19 protein-coding genes and 1 other RNA gene are annotated in these 19,007 nt (G+C 53.8%); 7 read left to right on the top strand and 13 right to left on the bottom strand.

Annotation, left to right across the window (positions count from 1 at the left end):
- Positions 1-543: 543 nt before the first annotated feature.
- Positions 544-3,114, top strand: a complete 2,571-nt coding sequence (locus BMY44_RS05775) for an Rne/Rng family ribonuclease (protein ID WP_089991381.1) — start codon at positions 544-546, stop codon at positions 3,112-3,114.
- Between the two features lie 129 nt (positions 3,115-3,243).
- On the opposite strand, the gene BMY44_RS05770 is transcribed toward BMY44_RS05775, so the two are convergent.
- Entirely contained in the window at positions 3,244-3,465 is a 222-nt protein-coding gene (locus BMY44_RS05770) for a sulfurtransferase TusA family protein (RefSeq protein WP_089991378.1), read from the bottom strand.
- A gap of 93 nt (positions 3,466-3,558) precedes the next feature.
- Here BMY44_RS05770 and BMY44_RS05765 point away from each other — a divergent pair, with 93 nt between their 5' ends.
- The 4 genes from BMY44_RS05765 to BMY44_RS05750 all read left to right on the top strand — a co-directional run bounded on the left by BMY44_RS05765 (position 3,559) and on the right by BMY44_RS05750 (position 7,557).
- Complete coding sequence (locus tag BMY44_RS05765; RefSeq protein ID WP_089994609.1) at positions 3,559-4,314, top strand: cytochrome c biogenesis CcdA family protein; 756 nt, start codon at positions 3,559-3,561, stop codon at positions 4,312-4,314.
- A gap of 58 nt (positions 4,315-4,372) precedes the next feature.
- Positions 4,373-5,680 carry a hypothetical protein gene (locus BMY44_RS05760; protein ID WP_089991374.1) on the top strand — a complete coding sequence of 436 codons (1,308 nt, stop codon included), beginning with the start codon at positions 4,373-4,375 and terminating at the stop codon, positions 5,678-5,680.
- The gene (locus BMY44_RS05755; RefSeq protein WP_089991371.1) at positions 5,677-7,053 is read left to right on the top strand and encodes a cytochrome P450; all 1,377 of its coding nucleotides are present in this window, start codon (positions 5,677-5,679) and stop codon (positions 7,051-7,053) included. Before BMY44_RS05760 ends, BMY44_RS05755 begins: the two co-directional genes overlap by 4 nt.
- 225 nt (positions 7,054-7,278) lie before the next feature.
- On the top strand, positions 7,279-7,557 hold the full coding sequence (locus BMY44_RS05750) for a hypothetical protein (protein ID WP_089991368.1): 279 nt from the start codon (positions 7,279-7,281) through the stop codon (positions 7,555-7,557).
- On the opposite strand, the gene BMY44_RS05745 is transcribed toward BMY44_RS05750, so the two are convergent.
- The 8 genes from BMY44_RS05745 to ssrA form a co-directional block, all read right to left on the bottom strand.
- The gene (locus BMY44_RS05745) at positions 7,539-7,772 is read right to left on the bottom strand and encodes a ribbon-helix-helix domain-containing protein (RefSeq protein WP_089991365.1); all 234 of its coding nucleotides are present in this window, start codon (positions 7,770-7,772) and stop codon (positions 7,539-7,541) included. The two genes, BMY44_RS05750 and BMY44_RS05745, sit on opposite strands and share 19 nt — an antisense overlap.
- Positions 7,769-7,948 (bottom strand): DUF4169 family protein, encoded by a 180-nt coding sequence (locus BMY44_RS05740; RefSeq protein ID WP_089991362.1) that lies wholly within the window; start codon positions 7,946-7,948, stop codon positions 7,769-7,771. Before BMY44_RS05740 ends, BMY44_RS05745 begins: the two co-directional genes overlap by 4 nt.
- A complete protein-coding gene (gene fumC / locus BMY44_RS05735; RefSeq protein ID WP_089991359.1) occupies positions 7,945-9,336 on the bottom strand; it encodes a class II fumarate hydratase in 1,392 nt (463 codons plus the stop codon). The genes BMY44_RS05740 and fumC overlap by 4 nt, the downstream gene beginning before the upstream one ends.
- A gap of 70 nt (positions 9,337-9,406) precedes the next feature.
- Positions 9,407-9,883 carry an SspB family protein gene (locus BMY44_RS05730; RefSeq protein ID WP_089991356.1) on the bottom strand — a complete coding sequence of 159 codons (477 nt, stop codon included), beginning with the start codon at positions 9,881-9,883 and terminating at the stop codon, positions 9,407-9,409.
- Between the two features lie 70 nt (positions 9,884-9,953).
- Positions 9,954-11,213: a chromate efflux transporter gene (chrA, locus tag BMY44_RS05725; RefSeq protein WP_089991353.1), complete on the bottom strand. Its 1,260-nt coding sequence runs from the start codon at positions 11,211-11,213 to the stop codon at positions 9,954-9,956.
- On the bottom strand, positions 11,206-11,763 hold the full coding sequence (locus BMY44_RS05720) for a chromate resistance protein ChrB domain-containing protein (protein WP_089991349.1): 558 nt from the start codon (positions 11,761-11,763) through the stop codon (positions 11,206-11,208). Before BMY44_RS05720 ends, chrA begins: the two co-directional genes overlap by 8 nt.
- A 106-nt stretch (positions 11,764-11,869) precedes the next feature.
- Entirely contained in the window at positions 11,870-12,523 is a 654-nt protein-coding gene (locus tag BMY44_RS05715) for a DUF1194 domain-containing protein (protein ID WP_089991346.1), read from the bottom strand.
- Positions 12,524-12,582: 59 nt separating this feature from the next.
- Positions 12,583-12,932: a transfer-messenger RNA gene (ssrA, locus tag BMY44_RS05710) on the bottom strand.
- Between the two features lie 92 nt (positions 12,933-13,024).
- Between ssrA and BMY44_RS05705 the strand changes: the two genes are divergently transcribed.
- A complete protein-coding gene (locus BMY44_RS05705) occupies positions 13,025-15,028 on the top strand; it encodes a matrixin family metalloprotease (RefSeq protein ID WP_089991343.1) in 2,004 nt (667 codons plus the stop codon).
- A gap of 12 nt (positions 15,029-15,040) precedes the next feature.
- On the opposite strand, the gene BMY44_RS05700 is transcribed toward BMY44_RS05705, so the two are convergent.
- The 4 genes from BMY44_RS05700 to BMY44_RS05685 form a co-directional block, all read right to left on the bottom strand.
- On the bottom strand, positions 15,041-15,394 hold the full coding sequence (locus BMY44_RS05700; protein WP_089991340.1) for a DUF4345 family protein: 354 nt from the start codon (positions 15,392-15,394) through the stop codon (positions 15,041-15,043).
- 3 nt (positions 15,395-15,397) lie between these two features.
- Complete coding sequence (locus tag BMY44_RS05695) at positions 15,398-16,225, bottom strand: aminoglycoside phosphotransferase family protein (RefSeq protein ID WP_089991338.1); 828 nt, start codon at positions 16,223-16,225, stop codon at positions 15,398-15,400.
- 61 nt (positions 16,226-16,286) lie between these two features.
- Positions 16,287-17,330, bottom strand: a complete 1,044-nt coding sequence (locus BMY44_RS05690; RefSeq protein ID WP_089994607.1) for a type 2 periplasmic-binding domain-containing protein — start codon at positions 17,328-17,330, stop codon at positions 16,287-16,289.
- 66 nt (positions 17,331-17,396) lie between these two features.
- A complete protein-coding gene (locus tag BMY44_RS05685; RefSeq protein ID WP_089991335.1) occupies positions 17,397-18,134 on the bottom strand; it encodes a FadR/GntR family transcriptional regulator in 738 nt (245 codons plus the stop codon).
- Between the two features lie 118 nt (positions 18,135-18,252).
- Between BMY44_RS05685 and BMY44_RS05680 the strand changes: the two genes are divergently transcribed.
- Positions 18,253-18,945: a DUF2182 domain-containing protein gene (locus BMY44_RS05680; RefSeq protein WP_423219746.1), complete on the top strand. Its 693-nt coding sequence runs from the start codon at positions 18,253-18,255 to the stop codon at positions 18,943-18,945.
- Positions 18,946-19,007 lie beyond the last annotated feature (62 nt).

The raw sequence follows: 19,007 nt of genomic DNA, 5'->3' as shown, positions 1-19,007 counted from the left end.
CACATACATGTTTTCTACAAAATAGCTTTGGTTAGCAACGACTGACGATGGGAGGCAGCATTTGAATGCATCATGCAAGCTGCTCCCTGTTGTTCATCAGTACGCGCAAATTGCGTTGAGAAGCATTGAAGAACATGGGTCAACCACTTTCCGATTGTAATCTGCCTCACCCCTCCCTTATGTAGAAGACACGGGAGTGCCGCGAAATGGATCGCTGTGACCTCGGTGAGATTCTCTGTTTTCGGAATCTGCGGGCACGTCCCGGTTGTCAGAAAAACCGAAAATAGCTGATTTGGGCGGTTAAACCGCTCGGAAGTACGCTCTGGACGCGCCGGGTTATAGGCGCACCGGGCCATGAACAGGTTCCAGACCCGGTTTGGAACCAAGGAAGAAACGCGATGCAAGGCACGCAGCCAGACAGGTCAGAGCTGACCGCCCTTCAGGGCAGGCTTTGGTCCAGCATGTCAATCGCCAACATCAGACATCAGCAGACGTCAAACGCGCCCCCCGGGGCTGGATCGTGCTGTGATGCGAACGGATACTATGCCAAAGAAAATGCTAATCGACGCGACGCACGCGGAAGAAACCCGCGTCGTTGTGGTGGACGGAAACAAGGTCGAGGAATTTGATTTCGAAAGCCAGTTCAAGCGACAGCTTGCTGGCAACATCTATCTAGCCAAAGTCACGCGGGTCGAACCCTCGTTGCAGGCTGCTTTCGTTGACTATGGTGGAAATCGCCATGGTTTTCTCGCTTTCTCCGAAATTCACCCTGACTACTATCAAATACCAGTCGCCGACCGCGAGAAACTGATCGCGGAAGAAAAAGCCTATGCCGAGAGCTTGAAGGCTGAGGAAGATGCGGCTGACGAAAAGCCAAAACCAAAACGTCGGCGCCGCACGAAAGCGAAAGCTGCGACAACGGAGTCAAACGAAACGGACGCAGTTGTTACCACTGACGTGGAGACGCCAGAGGAAGAGACCTCGGGCGACATCAAGGGTATGGAGACAATTGACCTTGGGGACGAAGATGCGCCCACAGCAGATCCGATTGTTGACCAGCCGAACGATGAAGATGAAAAACCCTATGTCGCAATGGACGATGCGGCCGAAAAAGACGACCGTATCGAAAGTGTAAAAGAAGACGACACTGACGAAGTACGTCAAGTGCGCAAACCGAGACCCAAGCGCTACAAGATCCAGGAAGTCGTCAAAGTCCGTCAGATTTTGCTCGTGCAGGTCGTAAAAGAAGAGCGCGGGAACAAGGGCGCTGCTCTGACCACCTATCTATCGCTTGCCGGTCGCTACTGTGTCCTGATGCCAAATACGGCGCGCGGTGGCGGTATCAGCCGCAAAATTACAAACGCACCGGATCGCAAAAAGCTGAAAGAAATTGCAAATGCGATGTCCGTCCCCGAAGGCGCAGGCCTTATCATCCGAACAGCTGGTTCCCAGCGGACCAAATCAGAGATCAAGCGGGACTACGAATATCTGCAGCGCATGTGGGAGCAGATTCGTGAATTGACGCTGCAATCCATTGCACCAGCGAAGATTTACGAAGAAGGCGATCTGATCAAACGGTCGATCCGCGATCTCTACAACAAAGAGATTGATGAAGTGATCGTCGCCGGTGACGAGGGCTATAAAACGGCAAAAGCCTTCATGAAAATGATTATGCCGAGCCACGCTAAGAACGTGAAGCACTACGCTGAGCAGTTGCCACTTTTTGCGCGCTACCAAGTAGAAAGCTATCTGGGTGGAATGTTCAATCCTACAGTCCAATTGCCGTCAGGTGGCTATATCGTCATCGGTATAACGGAGGCTCTTGTCGCGATTGACGTCAACTCCGGTCGGGCAACGAAAGAAGGATCGATCGAACAGACGGCGCTCAAGACCAACCTCGAAGCAGCAGATGAAGTTGCGCGACAGCTGCGTCTGCGCGACCTTGCGGGTCTTATCGTGATCGACTTCATCGATATGGACGAGCGTAAGAATAACGCCTCTGTCGAAAAGCGTTTCAAGGACAAGCTGAAGACTGATCGTGCCCGGATTCAGGTCGGTCGCATTTCGGGCTTTGGCCTGATGGAAATGTCACGTCAGCGCCTGCGTCCCGGCATGCTCGAGGCCACGACGCAGATGTGTACCCATTGCCATGGCACCGGGCTTTTGCGCTCCGACGACAACGTTTCCTTGTCGATCCTGCGCGCGCTTGAGGAAGAGGGTGTAAGAGGACGTTCCAAAGAAGTCCTCGTGCGTGCTCCGATTTCAATCGCGAACTTCCTCATGAACGCAAAACGCGAGCATATTGCTGATATCGAAGCCCGTTATGGCATGTCGGTTCGGATCGAATGTGATCCAACACTGGTTTCGCCAGATTTTGCTGTCGAAAAATTTAAGACCGCGACTCGGATTGTTCCAGAGGCAGCCCCCGTTGTCGGTTCGGCAGAATTGATGGAAGAGATTGCCGAAGCAGTAGAGGACGTCGTCGAGGAAGAAGAGGACCGGAACGAAGACGAGAAACCAAAGCGCAAGCGTCGGCGCCGTCGGCGCCGTCGGGGTGGCGGTAACGGCAATGGCAACGGTGATGCACAGTCTTCCGAAAACGAACAGCACCAGCAAGAGAGCGACGCGACACCCGAGACCGTGTCCGACGGTGCTGCACCCGCGGCTGATGCGCCACAGACTGAAGAACCTGTCGCTGAAAAGCCCAAGCGCACCCGGACACGCCGCAAGAAAGTCGAGACTGCACCGGTTGAGGTGGCTGAAGACAGTGTTGTGTCCAAGGAATCTTCGGATGAGGGGAATGCAGCGTCCGAAGCCGTAGAAGCAGGTGAAAAGCCAAAGCCCAAGCGGCGTTCGCGTAAGAAAGCGGAGCCAAAGGCCCCCGAGCCAGCCGCAGAGGCGGAACCGTCAACCGATGACGGCGCGCCTTTGAGCGAAGAGGAAGCAAAGCCCAGACGGCGGACCCGCAAAAAAGCAGAGCCAAAGGCTGAACCAGTTGAAGCAACGGTTGCGGGCAGCGAACCAGTTGTCGCCGATGCGAGTCCGACCGAGGAACCCGCTGCAGACGCGGACTCAAAGCCAAAACGCAAAGGTTGGTGGTCTTTGGGCCGCTAGTGAGACTTGCAGTGGTCTGATGTCAGAATTGAGTAGATGTGACGCTGTCTGTTGGACAGCGTCACTTCCCTTATCATTTATGTCTCACTCGCCGCGTAAATTATGATTGAGTGCAGATCCGACAGCTGATCAGGATTTGCGAATGACATAGACCTGCACCGATCCTTCATCGCTTTGCGACACCAGCTCGTTCCCTGACACTGCGCAGAAATGGGGAACGTCCACAATCGCTGCGGGATCATCGGCGCGCATGCGCAACAACTCTCCTGCAGCCATGGTCGAAAGACGTTTCCGTGCTTTCAGGACGGGAAGGGGGCACAGCAGCCCGACAGCATCAAGATCAGTTTCCATATCGATCACGTAGGGGCGATGTTACATCTTGTAAACATACCTGTGACTGTGAAAGGCGTGACGTGGTCGAATTCATCTTCTATGGAAGAGTCCATGTTCGAAGCCACGCAACTTCTTGACGCGACACTGATTCCGGCAATCCTGATTGCGATTGCCGCAGGCTTACTGTCTTTTCTCAGTCCCTGTGTCTTGCCGATCGTTCCGCCGTACTTGGCCTTCATGGGCGGCGTCTCTGTTGATCAGATGGAGGAGGAACGCGCGTCGCGCAGGCGTGTCTTCATCGCCTCGGCGTTCTTTGTCTTGGGACTGTCGACGATCTTTATTCTCCTTGGTTTCGCATTTTCAGCCATGGGACGCGTCTTGCTGTCTTATCAGGATTGGTTCGTCACGATTGCCGGCATCATTGTGATGATATTCGGTGCACATTTTGTTGGGGTGTTCCGGCTTGGATTTCTAGACCGGGAAGTCCGGATCGAAACCGGGGATCGCGGTGGATCAGCGCTTGGCGCCTATATTCTTGGTCTTGCATTTGCTTTTGGTTGGACACCCTGCCTCGGGCCCATTCTTGGCACGATCCTCGGTCTTGCGGCGACAGAAGGTGATCTGGTGCGTGGCACTACACTGCTTGCATTCTACGCTCTCGGGCTTGGGATTCCGTTTCTGCTGGTTGCAGCTTTTTTTCCCCGCCTCAAACGACCGATGGCGTGGATGAAACGCCACATGGAAAAGATCGAGCGGACTTCGGGGCTTTTGTTGTGGACGGTGGGGCTTTTGATGCTGACCGGTCAATTTACGGCCTTCAGCTATTGGATGCTTGAACAGTTTCCGGCCCTTGCAACCCTTGGCTAAGGCTTAATTTCGCCGAAATCTTGCATTAGACTGCAGCCAAACAAGTCGGGCAGAGCAGATGAACGCACCGCAACATGGCAAGGTCAGCAAGCGTCGGGTCTTTTATATCCCCGGATATGACCCGATTCATCCACGCCGCTATCGTGAGCTTTACCGCAAGGAATCTGCGGAACAGGCACGGATTTCGGACTATGAAATCGGGATCAAGCCGAAGCAGGGCGGCGATCTATACGGCTGGCATGTCGATGCGCTGATCGACGAAGACTATGTGCAAGCAGATATAGAGGTTCTGGTCTGGTCAGATATCGTCCGTGAAAGCATGTCAGGCAGCATCGCGGGAACATATTGGCAGCTTGTTCGTACAGCTTGGACATACGTTGCAAGTGGTGCCCTTCGCCGGCTCATGTGGTTGCGCAAAGGACCAGTCATTGCCGCGCTCTATCCAATTGGAATGCTTCTCCTCCAATTGCTTATTGCCATTGTGTCGGGTGCTGTTCTTTCGTCCGCCGTCGAATGGGTGCTTGTCCGTGCAGGTCGGTTTTTGAATGGCATGTTCGGGACTGGATTGGAGCGGCCAGTCGAACTCGCAGATTTCAATTACGTCTATGCGTTGATTGGAAACCTCCTCGTCTATGCCGTCTGGATCGGTGTCACGGTTTTCATCCTTAGATGGTTTAAATCGAAGGACGGAAGATTTTTCGCTTACTATCTGATGCATGACTATGCCTTCTCGGCGCGTTGGAAAGGGGCGAATCCGCCCCCGCTTGAAAGGCGCATGTCGGAGTTCGGAGAAATCATTGCGATTGCCCTGCAGGATGACGTCGATGAAGTGCTCGTCGTTGGGCATTCGTCCGGCGCACATCTTGCAGTTTCAATCCTGTCCGATCTGATCCGGGCAGGTCGCGTGCCAACAAAAGGGCCGAAGCTTGCGTTCCTGTCTTTGGGGCAGGTGGTCCCGATGGTGTCTTTTCTGCCATCGGCCAAACGGCTGCGGAATGATCTAAAGTTTCTCTGCATGCAGGACACGCTGACATGGGTAGATGTGTCCGCCCCTGGTGATGGTTGTTCGTTCGCGCTTTGTGATCCAGTGGTTGTCTCTGGTGTGGCACCGCAGGAAGGTCAGAAGTGGCCCTTGATCATTTCAGCAGCTTTTACACAGTCGCTGACGCCTGAACGCTGGCAAGAGTTGCGCTGGAAGTTCTTTCGGCTTCATTTCCAGTATCTATGCGCATTTGACCGTCCAAAGGATTATGACTATTTTCAGATCACGGCGGGGCCTTTGACACTTGCCGATCGATACCGCGGCCGTGCCCCGTCAAAATCAAGAATCGATGTGCCCGCATCCAAACACACGTCTATCGCATGACCGGACCGCCCAAGCCGACGCCGCGCCCTGACAAGGTATCGCTTTGGCGCTATATGAAGCTGTTTCGCGCCGACATCCTGTCAGCGCAGCCCGCGAAACTTTATCGCGCATGGATGGCTGAGTTCAGAACGCCCTTCTTTCGCAGTTATCTCATAAACGATCCCGCACTTGTCGACCTTGTTCTGAAAAAGCGCACTGATGATTTTCCAAAATCGGATCGTATTGGTGCCGGGCTGCGACCACTTTTGGGCAACTCGGTGTTCCTGACAAACGGCACACAGTGGAAGAAACAAAGACGCATCATTGACCCGGCTTTCGAGGGGGGGCGGCTGAAAGATACATTTCCTGCAATGTACTCCGCAGGTGAAGCTGCGGTTATGCGGATGGCCCCCCTAGCTGACGGGACACCGCAAGAGATCGAGGCAGAAACCAGTCATGCGGCGGCAGACGTTATTTTTCGGACATTGTTTTCAATTCCGATCGATCACGCCATTGCAACCGAGGTGTTTGATCAGTTCAAAGCGTACCAGCGTTCGCAGCCGATCCTGAATCTCGCGGCATTCGTCAGAGTTCCACGCTGGATGCCACGGTTCTTCAATTCACGTACGAAACAGACAGCATCTGCGATACGCAAACTAATCACAAAGCTGACCAAAGATCGTCTTGCGGCGATCGCGCAGGGGGATGCGCCGGATGATCTCGCAACAAAGATCATGACAACCACAGATCCAGTGACGGGCGAAACTTTTGATGCGGCGGAAATGGTAGATCAGGTCGCGATCTTCTTTCTTGCAGGCCATGAAACATCCGCGGCCGCACTTTCATGGTCCCTGTATCTTCTGGCGACACATCCAGATTGGCAGAACAAGCTGGCAGAAGAAGCGAAGGAACTGAGCAGTGATTTCGGCAGTGTCGCTAAATTGAAGCTGACCCGCGATGTGTTTCGTGAAGCGCTGCGGCTCTATCCGCCTGTTCCGATGATGGTACGAGAAACGACATGCCCCGAAACCCTTCGGGAAAGAGCTGTGAAGCCCGGCGCGCAGGTTGTGATATCGCCATGGCATCTGCACCGGCATAACCGCACTTGGGATAATCCGGACGGTTTTGATCCGACGCGCTGGCACAGTGAGAATGGAAAGACCTGCCAGCGCAACGCATTTATCCCGTTCTCTGCCGGGCCGCGCGTCTGTACAGGGGCGGGATTTGCAATGATCGAAGGCGTGCTGTTGATCGCAATGCTTTTACGTGCGTATCGGTTCGACGCGGTTGCAGACAAAGAACCGGTTCCTGTGGCCCACCTCACCGTGCGCGCGAGGGACGGGGTGTGGCTTCGATTCGTTCCGCGTGAACAGTCAGATGTTTCCATCACCTGAACGATCGACCTATTTTGGATCCGTTGTTTTCAGGAGTGAAACAAGCGGAAATAGGCATCAACATGATTGCCGCATTTCAGATCCGAACAATATTGAACGTAAACAACATGTTAACGTAGTTCTGCCAATCTTGCAGTTCAGAATGGGGCAACTTTGCGGCGAAACCTCGGATGGATTGTGTTATAAATCTTGTGTGGGGGCCGTTTTATTTGGGGAAACGGCTGAATGAATTTTGCTGGTACATCTATTTCCGAAATCGCGGGTGCGATGGGGCGGTCGTGGCGGAGCATGCGCGCGACGCATGAGATCACCGAAACGGATTTTGATCCGTATGATCCGGCACCTGCGCTGCGTTCGGACATTCAAGAACTGCTGAACACGGAAGTCGAAGGTTCTGATCCGTCCGAAACAACACCCGAGGCAGAAGCGCTTCGGGCCTCTGAAAAACTTGAACATGATACGATGTGCATCATTCGCGGTGCACTTTACCCGTCAGAAGGATGACGGGACTGTACATCTCGCAATACGAATAGCCTGATCGCAGAAGCGAGCCCAATATCGCCGCGATCTTCGTCAATTTCCGCGGCCAGTGCGTTGATCGCCTGGCCGCGATTTGTTGCGATCGTACAGAATTCTTTCCAGAACGCATCTTCAAGGGAAACGCTGGTTCTGTGACCCCGCAAGGTCAAAGACCGTTTTGCAGGGCGCTTGTCCGTCATTCTTCTTCGAACCGATGGCTGTTCAGAACTTGTTGCATTTTCTCGTTCTGCGTCGCTTCGAGCAGACGCTGTGCTTTCGTACGCCCGTGCCTGGCAGCGTTTGCGTCAGCCCTTGCTTTGTCGTCAGCCCGCATCTTTGCCTTGCGGGCCTTGTTCAGGTTGATCGGCGATGTCATTTCGGACCTATCATGTCCTCGGGGCGCACGACTTTTTCGAAGGTTTCTTCATCCACGAAGCCAAGCTTGATCGCTTCTTCCTTCAAAGTGGTTCCGTTCTTGTGTGCGGTCTTTGCGACCGTCGTTGCGTTGTCGTAGCCGATTGTCGGGGCAAGTGCTGTGACAAGCATCAACGACTCCCGCATCAGTTTGCCGATGCGATCTTCGTCGGCTTTGATGCCAGCGACACAATTGTCTGTGAATGCCCCGCAGGCGTCTCCAATGAGTTGCATGGATTGCAGAACGTTGTAAGCCATCATAGGTTTCATGACATTCAGTTCGAAATGCCCTTGTGAGCCAGCAAAACCGACTGCCGCGTCATTGCCCATGACATGCGCGCAGACTTGGGTAATGGCTTCGACCTGTGTCGGGTTCACTTTCCCCGGCATGATCGATGAGCCGGGTTCGTTTTCGGGCAACATCAGCTCACCAAGGCCGCAGCGTGGGCCGGAGCCGAGAAAGCGGATATCGCATGCGATCTTGTAGAGCGATGCAGCAACTGTCTTGAGGGCTCCAGACATTTCAACAAGGGCATCATGAGCTGCCAGTGCCTCGAACTTGTTGGGTGCTGTTACAAAGGGCAAACCTGTGATATCCGCCATATGCTTGGCAACTGTTTCGCCCCAACCTTTCGGCGTGTTCAAACCAGTGCCGACCGCTGTGCCACCCTGTGCCAGTTCATAGATGGCGGGGAGGGCGCTTTTTACGCGACGAATTCCCATGGCAACCTGATGCACATAGCCGCTGAATTCCTGTCCGAGAGTCAGCGGCGTCGCATCCATCGTATGCGTGCGCCCGATCTTGATGATATCCTTGAATTCATCTTGTTTCTGTTCCAAAGCAGCATGCAGTTTTTCAAGGCCAGGGATCAAAACGTCCTTGGCCGTCGTCGCGACCGCGATGTGCATTGCGGTCGGGAATGTATCGTTCGAGGATTGTCCCATGTTGCAATGATCGTTTGGGTGCACTGGATCTTTCGATCCAATTGTGCCGCCAAGCAGTTCGATTGCCCGGTTCGAGATGACTTCGTTCGCATTCATGTTGGACTGCGTCCCGGACCCCGTTTGCCAAACGACCAAAGGAAAATGGTCGTCGAGCTGGCCTGCGACGACTTCAGACGCAGCTTGAATGATCGCGTCTGCTTTTTCGGCATCCAGCTTTCCGCGTTCCTTATTTGCAATTGCGCAGGCTTGCTTGATGACCCCAAGTGCGCGCACAATTGCGACCGGCTGTTTTTCCCATCCGATCGGAAAATTCATCAAACTCCGCTGGGTCTGTGCGCCCCAGTAACGATCTGCGGGCACTTCCAATGGGCCAAAACTGTCGGATTCGGTGCGGGTGCTGGTCATGGGAGACTCCAATTGTATACGGCTGTATGCCGATTAGCGTTCAACTTTACCGACTGCAAGAAGGGAAAAGTTAGGATTTACGGAATTGATCGAGTGAAACGACTTCGGCATCTCCGCGCGCTGACTTCGTCTGTTCTTCGACCATTTCTTCCATCGGGGCTTCGGGAATATCATCGTCGATCTCGCCGCTGTCATCCTGCGTTTCGAAACGAAGCCCGAATTCGACAGAAGGATCAACAAAAGTCTTGATCGAGTCGTAGGGGATATAGATTGTTTCTGGCGCGTCTCCAAAGCTGAGAGTGACCGAAAATCCATCGTCGGAAACGTGAAGATCAGCAAACCATTCTTGCATTACGACTGTCATTTCACCTGGATAACGGTCGGATAGCCAATCGGCGATCTCGACATCGGGGTGCATCGTGTCGAATGTGATGAAGAAATGATGTTTTCCGGGAAGCCCGTCTTTTGCCACTCGTGTCAGGACATTCTGGATGAGACCGCGCATGGCCCTGTGCATCAGGTTTCCATAGTCAATTGAATCCGACATGGGACGCCTTACTCTCTTGCAGCTTCCGTTACCGACAGCATAGCGGTTTTGAATTGGGATGAAAGAGCGGTTAGAGCATTCCCACCAAAGACAAGATCAATGCAGTGCCCGCTGTAATTGCCAGCGTTGATACAATCCCAAAACCGCGCCAAAGAATCAGTGCACCCGCAAGAAGAGCCAGCGCGACGACCGCCCACTGCACTGTCACAAAGTCAGGACTTGAAATTCGTAGCGGTCCCACCTCGGCCTGAACGACATTCTGAAAAAACACATGCATCGCAAACCAGAGAGAGAGGTTTGCGATTACCCCGACGACTGCTGCCGTAATCCCTGACAACGCAGCCTGAAGCTTGGCTTGTCCTTCCAGCCAATCGATCAATGGTGCACCCGCAAAAATCCAGATGAAGCAAGGCACGAAAGTAACCCAAAGTGTCAGCAATCCTGCAAGCAGTGCCGTGCCGATCCCCCCTTGTGACAGACCAGCAAGCATAGCGACAAATTGCGTCACAAGGATCAGCGGCCCAGGCGTCGTTTCTGCAAGGCCAAGCGCATCTATCATCTCACCTGTCGTCAACCATCCGAAATCCCCGACGACAGTTTGCGTCATGTAGGCAAGTACTGCGTAAGCACCACCAAAAGTTACAACTGCAAGTTTTGAAAAATAGAGACCGACATCGACCAAAAAGGACGCCCCGAGGAGCCATGCCACAACAACCGGAGCGGCCCACAAGAGGCTACCGATACCAAGAACCTTGAAGAAATGCGTGGGGTGATACGGAGCAGGTTCGCTTACTGCGATAGTCTCCACCTTCGGCAACCAGATGCCGGCAAGTGCAGCAAGAAAGATCACCAAGGGATATGGTAGGTCTAGAACAAATAGGGCAACAAAAGAGAAAACGGCGATGCCATAACTGGCGTTTGTCTTGAGCGCCTTTGATGCAACTTTGCGCAGGGCGTTGATCACAATCACGACGACCGTGGCCTTGATCCCTGCAAATGCGGCCTGAACAACTGATAGGTCTGCATAGGCACCGTAAGCCAATGCCAAACCGAGGATGACGATCGCGCCGGGAACAAAGAACAAACATCCGGCAATGAGTCCGCCGATGTTTCCCTGTCTCCGCCAGCCTGCATATGTCGCCAATTGCATGGCTTCAGGCCCAGGCAGCAGCATACAAAACGACAAGGCCCGCAAAAACTGGCTTTCAGTAAGCCAATTCCGGTCTTCTACAAGTTCCTTGTGCATGAGTGCGATTTGAGCAGCAGGCCCACCAAATGACAAAAGCCCGATGCGCCCAAATACCGTAAAAAGCTCACCCGTCCTACGCATCGGCTCGACTGTTCAGTGTCGATTTATGATTTTCCACAAATCCGTCCCGCGTCCAGCGAAAAAGCGCATCGCAAAGCGGCAGGGCGGCACCAAGCTGCTGGTTGTCGTCCTTGTGCATTCCCGACAGGCCAACTGAAAGGGCAACCAATCCGGCGGCCTGCGGGCAAGCCTGATGTTGATTGGTATCCGTGGCCCTTACCACGGCAGCCAGCAGGTCCAGTGCCGGGCGCGACAGCTTGAAATCCGCAATGATCGTATCGGACGTGCAGCTGTCTCCTCTGTGGGTCAGCGTAACACCCGCCACATTGAAGAGAATCGCGGAAAAGCGTTCAGCGACGCCGGGCACTACTGCCGGTGGGACGGACATGATTTGCGCGTCAGGATTGATAAAGCGCAGGACAAGCCAAGCGCAGGCGATCCGGTCAATTTTGGGGCGGTGGCGCGTGACCCAGCGGTCCGTATCTTGCAGATGGGTGGCTGATAGTGCCGGTAAGCGCGTGCCGATCACACGCAACAGCTGCGTTGGTGAAATGTTGTTCAGGGTCGACATGGGGGCATCCTTGGAAAGACTCAGAAAGGATGCGAGCTTTGGGCCGCGGCCTCGCGAGGCAGTCGCTGGCCCCACGCGTTTAGGTTAGTGAGGGTGCCGCGTTGGGTCAACCGAACACCCGCGCCAATTCGCGCAGGAGCTTCATGCGTATTGCTTCAGGATATTCGCGGTGCGTTCTTGCTGTGATGACGAAACCATTCCGTGTGACAAGGCTGGAATTGTAAAAACCCGTGATAGCCAAGCCCATCGATTCGATCGCAATTCCATTGATCGTGACGCCGGCGCGTTCTGCTGCCGCGCGCGCTACGCGGACATCACTTCCTGAATTGGGTGTTCCGTCGCCGGAAACATCAATGACATGACGCTCGCAGTCCGGCACATCGTCGAATTGTTCTAAAGCATAAAAAATCGCTTCGGCAGGTGCAGTATCCGACAGGACGAAAGCGCGCTCGACAAGACGTGCCTGCGTTGCAAGTGCCTCTGCATCAAGTGCCGTGCGAATTCTGGTCCAAGGTATTGAAACTGTCTGGCGGTCAACGCCTGACCATTGAATGACAGTTATCGCCACTTCCCCCTGCACCATGACATCCACGATTTGCGGGTCTTGCAAGGCGTCCGCCATGCCATCGACCTGCAGGCGGTACTCGCCCGGGTCGACAGAGTTCGAGACATCTATAGTCAGGGCCAGCGCTGTATCACAAGCCGCTATTGGACCTGCAATCAGGCCTGAAACAAGGCCGAATGTCGCGAGAAGTTTCATTGCAATACCGTGCGCAGGACCGTCGGTGAATGCAAGTATTTCGGAAGTGAGGAGGGGAAAGTGCAGGTTTCTGTTGCCAGGTACCTGCGAACCCCGCCTGTGGTCGCTAAACCGCAGGAGTTAAGTTTTCAGTATTGGGTACTGCTTACGCAGCAACCGCAACTGGAGCATGGTTGTCATTTGCAACTATACATTTTGAACCGATAACGGTGGTATCTCACCGGAACAAAGCAAACCCCTTTAGACGTTCGTCGATCCTATTTCGGCCCCATGATCCCCAAATGAAGGATGTTTGGTGGAGCCGCCGGGTACCGCCCCCGGGTCCGATCCGCTTATTACGAGCGCGTTTATGTCCATAGTCCCTAAGGACATCTTCAATGTAGGCTCATGAGCGGTATCCTGCAAGGCCTGCGACATTTTGAGGGGTTCTATCGAGTCTGATTAGACATTCGGAAAGCGGCTAGCCATACAGGCTGAAAATTTTGCGACAGAAAGCCGACCATGCCTTCCAACGATATTGAATCCCTTCTTTTCAACGGCGGAGAGTTCAAATGGACTGGTGAAGCTCCAATCGGTACTGGCGCCGTGGTCACGTTCAGTTTTCCAACAAACCCGCCTGACTACTTGGACGCCGTCGATAGGTCCAATTTCGAAGCCATGAATGCAACGCATCGCAAACATGTGCGCACCGCGTTAGACGAATGGGAAAAGGCAGGCGGCATCACATTCGTCGAAGTCCCCGACGACGTCGGAGGAGACATCCGATTTCAGCTCTATGACATGTCCGGGCTGACAACGGGATTTGGCCAAGATCTTGCTGGTTTCGCCTATTTCCCGCCGAACCGAAGCCTTGATGAAGATGACATCGACGGCGATGTATTCATGAATTCGAACTTCTACAGCAGTGGCAGTTCAATGGCTCCGGGGCGTGACGGGTATTCCGTTCTGCTTCACGAAATTGGACACGCGATCGGCTTCAAACATCCGTTTGAAGGCACACCGACAATTGATCCTTCAAGAGACAACAGCGAATTTACAGTGATGTCCTATGACCGGTCGCATGATGATACGACATTGGGATCAGTCGACAAGGCAGCGCTGAAGTATCTTTATGGCACGAAAAGCTATGAGGCACGGTGGAGCGAGTCCTACGAAGCAGTGGTCACCAATGCGACGAACGGCGGTGATTTGATCTATGGCTGGCGCAACAATGATTTCGTACGTGCCGAAGACGGCAATGACACGATCTATACCGGTGACGGCAATGATCGCATTTTTGACGGAAAAGGTAATGATACGGTCTATGCGGGCGGGAGCGGCGATGATTACGTCCGCGTCGGGGGAGGTGCCGACAAGTTTTACGCGGATGGCCGCAATGACTTTATTGATTATATCGACAGCCCGAACGGCATACGGATCGATCTGGAGGCCAACTTTGCAGATGGGTCATGGGCGGCAAATGACATCATACGCGGTTTTGACGGAATCGGTGGCTCGCGTGAGGGTGACGATGTCATCTATGGAACTCTCGACGTCAATTTGATCAAGACCTATGGCGGTGATGACCGTGTCGATGGGCGCGGAGGCGGCGATCGAATCTATCTTGGCGATGGCGATGATTTTGTGCGGGCCTATGGTGAGGAGGGTCAAACCGCGCGGTTCTCGGATGACCGTTTCTACGGCGGCACGGGGTATGACTACATCAGCTATGTGTCAAGCTTTGAAGGCGTGCATATCAACCTTGCACGCGACACAGCTGCCGGTGGCGAAGCTGAAGATGACGTGATCCGCAGCTTTGAAGGCGTATCCGGATCTGCGACAGGCGATGATGTGATCTTCGGGTCGAGCGGACGCAATGTGATCAAGACTTATGGTGGCAATGACAAGGTTTATGGCGGCGCTGGAGCGGATCGGATCGAATTGGGGTCTGGTAATGACTACGTGCTCGCGGGCGGCGGACAAGAAACCTTCGCCGGAAGCAGCGGCGAGGACATGATCAGCTATATCAAGAGCAGCGGCGGCGTAAGGATCGACTTACGCGACAATGAAGCGTCACGATCATGGGCGAGCAATGACACGATCAGCGGATTCGAAAGCGCGTCGGGTTCGAACGCTGGCAAAGATGTCCTGCTGGGCACAGACAGCGCTAATATTCTAAAAGGCAATGGTGGGAGCGATAGCCTGTTTGGGCGTGGTGGAAATGACAGTCTTTATGGAGGCACGGGACAGGACTTCTTTGATCCGGGTGCTGGGAACGATATTGTGGTTGGCGGTCCCAACGGTGACACGTTCCATTTCGATAAGGGTGAAGACCGTGACCGTATCGTTGATTTTCAGAACAACATCGACACGCTGGAATTCGACGGCTTCAAAAGTGGGTTTGATCCGTTGGCATTTGCATCCCAAGTTGGCAATGATGTTCATTTCAATCTAGGAGAAGGGGATCGCGTCATCGTTGACGACATCACGATCCTGCAACTTGTTAATGACGTAGACGTTGTCTGATTGTCCGTTTTGTTAGGACACGGGCCAGTTCAGAGCGATTGCTGGCAAACCCACTGATATTTCGACGATAAAGTAAATCCACTTCTTGCGTGTTGGTCCATCGAGTATAATCGACGTCATCCGACCAATTGCGGCACCAGTCCAAGCAAACCCAATCATAGCGAAGCCAAGCGGCGTTCCAATTAGTAATGCACCGACTCCGAGACCGACGAATAGGCAACCGGCAGATGCACGGATTTCGGAGGTGCCCATGGTCGTATCACCGGGTTTCAAATCAAGCGCCGACATGGTGTAGTTTGGTGCCAACCAACCGAAGCAGCCCAAGCCGATCGACAGTGCGACGAAGATGTAGTTGAGAATTTCCATGGCTTAGTTTCCTTCACGGTCCCAGATATCAAGTAGGGGACCCATAATTGTTGGTTGCGTTTGCTCTTTGACCGCACCGTCCGCGGTCCACACCGTTGTCAGCGCACATTTCACGATGCCCCAGCCAATCAGTCGACGTTTCGAAACATCAAGCGCAGCAGCCGAAATGTCTGACATCGATTCAATCCGGTCTGGTCTGTATACGTCCGGGCTATGGAGTGGATTGAACAAAGCCTGAGAAAGTTCGTAAGCCGGATCCCCCAGCAACCCTTTCGCATCGAAAGCGACGGCACCACGTGCAGTCATCTTAATGTTGTCATGGTGCAGATCACCATGGAGTTGCGTGATTTCTGATTGTGTGCGTAGAAGCGTAACCGCGATGGTACTCGCGCGGGTGATGTGGGCTCGCAATTGGTCCGAACATTCCGGTGCGAAGCGCATCGAGAACAATTGCGACACCTGATCCACCCAAAGTGGGAGTTTCACATGCGCATTCCCCGCCTGCGCATGAAATGCTTTTGCCGCCGCCGCAAGCGCGATACCCGCCCCAAGATCGTCGCCGCCCCGGCTCCGGTCTCCAAGGGTTGGCCCTTCGAGCCATTCCATCAGAACCGCCCCATTCATCTGATTGTAAATGACTGGCGCGGTCTGACCTTTCATTGCCGCCAGAAGCGCAAATCCCGGACCTTCGTCTTTCATGTCACTATTGTGATAGCACTTGAGCGCGGCAATCTTTCCGTCGGCGCAGGTCACTTGCCAGATGTCGGCGATATCTGTCTGCGCCTTCAGGATCGGTTGCGCCAGATTCCAGTCTTTGATGACGGTGTGCATTGCGCTCCAATAAAAAAGACGGCCCCGTTTGGGACCGCCCTGAATTCTACGTCAAACGGACCTAAAAACCCGCTTTGATCAATTCGAATGTCTCGGCCTGGCGTTCACGGGCTTCGTTGGACATCGGAAGTTGGGCCAGAACAGGAACTTCGATTGGCTCCAAGCCGGCGGCCTTAAGTTCTTCAAGACCAACTTGCGCGTTCAGTGCGACCTTGTTGGCAGAGCCGTAGCCCGCGTACAAAAGGGGCACGACCGAAGATTCGCCCAGCATCGCATTCAAATAGTCGTATGCTTTGTCTTCGTTGCCCTGACCGTCCTTGAGATTGACGTATCCACACAGCCAAAGCGAAGATCCTTCTGTCGCTTCGCGCTGGAACGCAATAGGGCGACCTTCTTCGACCATTGTCGGGTATGTTTCGTTCCAAGCCCAACTGACCAGGACTTCGCCAGATGACAAAAGCTGTGCCAGTTCTGCTGGATCGGTCCAGTATGTGCGTAGGTTTGGATGTACTTCACGCAGCCAGTTTGATGCGGCCTCGAACTGCTCGTCGGTTGCATTCGTCCAGTCAGCGACGCCAGTGGCCAGATATGCCAGCGCATAGGCGTCATCAACATTGTCAGGCAGCGTCATGCGGCCTGCATAAGCCGGGTTCTTGAAGACCTCCAGCGATGCGACATCTTCGGCAGGAACTTCTTCGGGGTTGTATGCAATCGCAGTAGAGCCAAAATCTGTCGGAATAAAATAGACGGCTTCACCTGCGGCAACATCGGTTCCTGTCAAGTTCGCATCAAGTTCAGCGTATGAAGTAATCTTGGATGTGTCCCAAGGTTCGAGAATGCCGCTTTCGCTCCACTTCGTGACGGACCCTGCGCAGATATGGGATACATCCGCTTCAAAGCCGGAACGGATCTTTTGAAAAGCTTCGTCTTCATCACCAAAGAACGAGAAGGACGGGCTGGCCCCATGCTCTTCGGTATAGGCCACATGAAAGTCAGGGTTTTCAAAACCAGGGTAGTCAAAAACTAGCAAGTCCGTGTCTTGCGCGGCTGTTGCAGAGGCAAGCGCCACAAGGGACGCGGCGCCAAGTAAGGCGGCAAATTTCATCATCCAATCTCCCGTTATGGATAGTGTGCAGCGAACGTTATGCCGACCAGTAGAGGCCCACAAGTCTCATTCGCTCGCACGAGCATTGCGCGCTGCAAAAACGTTCTGTGCGAGTTCATTCGTATAGGCTGCAAGTTCAGCAAGATGCGTATCGGTTGCGGCCGCATTCTGTTTTTCGATAGCATCTACAATCGCTGTATGCAGGGCAATAATTTTTTCGCGCGAGCGGGCCGAGAAAGTAATCATGTTCATCAGCGGTTGCATCGCCTCGACGGCCCCCGCCAGCTGATACGACAAAACAGGATTGTGTGCCGCATCCACCAACGCCCTGTGAAAGGCGACATCACTGGCGCAGAATGCCTCGTCCGTCAGGCCTGGTTGCGCTTGCCGGTACGTTTCGGTCCGCATTGTCGCCAGGTGATCCGCCGTGCGGCGCATAACAGAAAGCGGGGCGCATGCGCGTTCGAGCGCATAGCGGGCTTCGCACGCTGTCGCAAAACTTACTGTGTTCATCGATAGGAGCAGGGTGGACGTCGTGATTTGTTGTCCGTGAGCCTGTGCGTAAGTCAAGCGATTGACAAAAGCACCCCCTGTGGCACCACGCTGCGTCCGGATCAGAGATTGCGCCCCTAACCGTTTGAGTGCCTCGCGTACGGTTGACCGGGACACTTGAAACTGATCAGCCATTTCGGCCTCTGAGGGCAGGCGTTCATCGACCGGCAGATCACCTGAAATGATCGCAGCTTTGATCTGTTCTGCAATCTGTGCGGACAGATCGGCGGGATTCGTGGGATCAATTTTCATTTGTCAGACATTTAATTGTCTGACATATCATTTTGCAAGCAATGACTCGGTTGGGAGGACCGTTTTGCAGCAGCTTATCCGCACATCTCTTTGGCTGGCGTTTTTCGGGCTCATCCTTATGGCGTGGGCAATGATGTACATGATGAGCACATCTATGGGCCTTGATCTGGTCGGTCGGCCTTCCGGCATGGTTATGAACGATGGCAGCATGACTCGTTTTGGCGGGTTGTTTGCAATGTGGGCAATCATGATGGCCGCGATGATGCTGCCAACGATGGTACCTACGCTGAACACATATGAACGGCTCATGGTCAGCGCTGATGGCACTCGGTCAGGTTGGATCGGCGTTCTCATCGGCTACTTCGTGGTCTGGGTCGGTTTTGCGGCGCTTATCGCTTCGGTGCAACAAGGTTTGTTGATGCTGGGTGCAATTGACATGCTTGGGATTGCAACATCGAAGTGGCTGTCCGTCGGGTTGCTTTTCGTGGTGGGCGGGTTCCAGTTCACGCGCACGAAAGAGGTCTGCCATGGCGTATGTCATAGCCCAATGACATACTTCCTTGGCCATTGGCGGACAGGGTTTGCCGGCGGACTGCGGATGGGCCTTGGGCTTGGTTTTTATTGTGTGGGTTGTTGTTGGGGATTTATGGCGCTTGGTTTCGTTGGAGGCGTAATGTCCCTCTTATGGATGGGGCTGGCGACGTTGTTCATGATCTTTGAAAAGCTACCGGATATCGGGCATCATCTGACAAAGCCTGCGGGGGTCGTTCTGATCCTTGCTGGCAGTATCTTGGCCTTTTGGCCGCTTTAGAAGGGACATACAAGTGGCTGACAAGACAAGAAAACCCGCTGACAAGATCGCTATTTCGCAGC

Source organism: Cognatiyoonia koreensis (assembly GCF_900109295.1).
GTDB lineage: Bacteria > Pseudomonadota > Alphaproteobacteria > Rhodobacterales > Rhodobacteraceae > Cognatiyoonia > Cognatiyoonia koreensis.
Note: the sequence above shows the minus strand (reverse complement) of the source record. Positions and strands in the feature narration are given on the sequence as shown.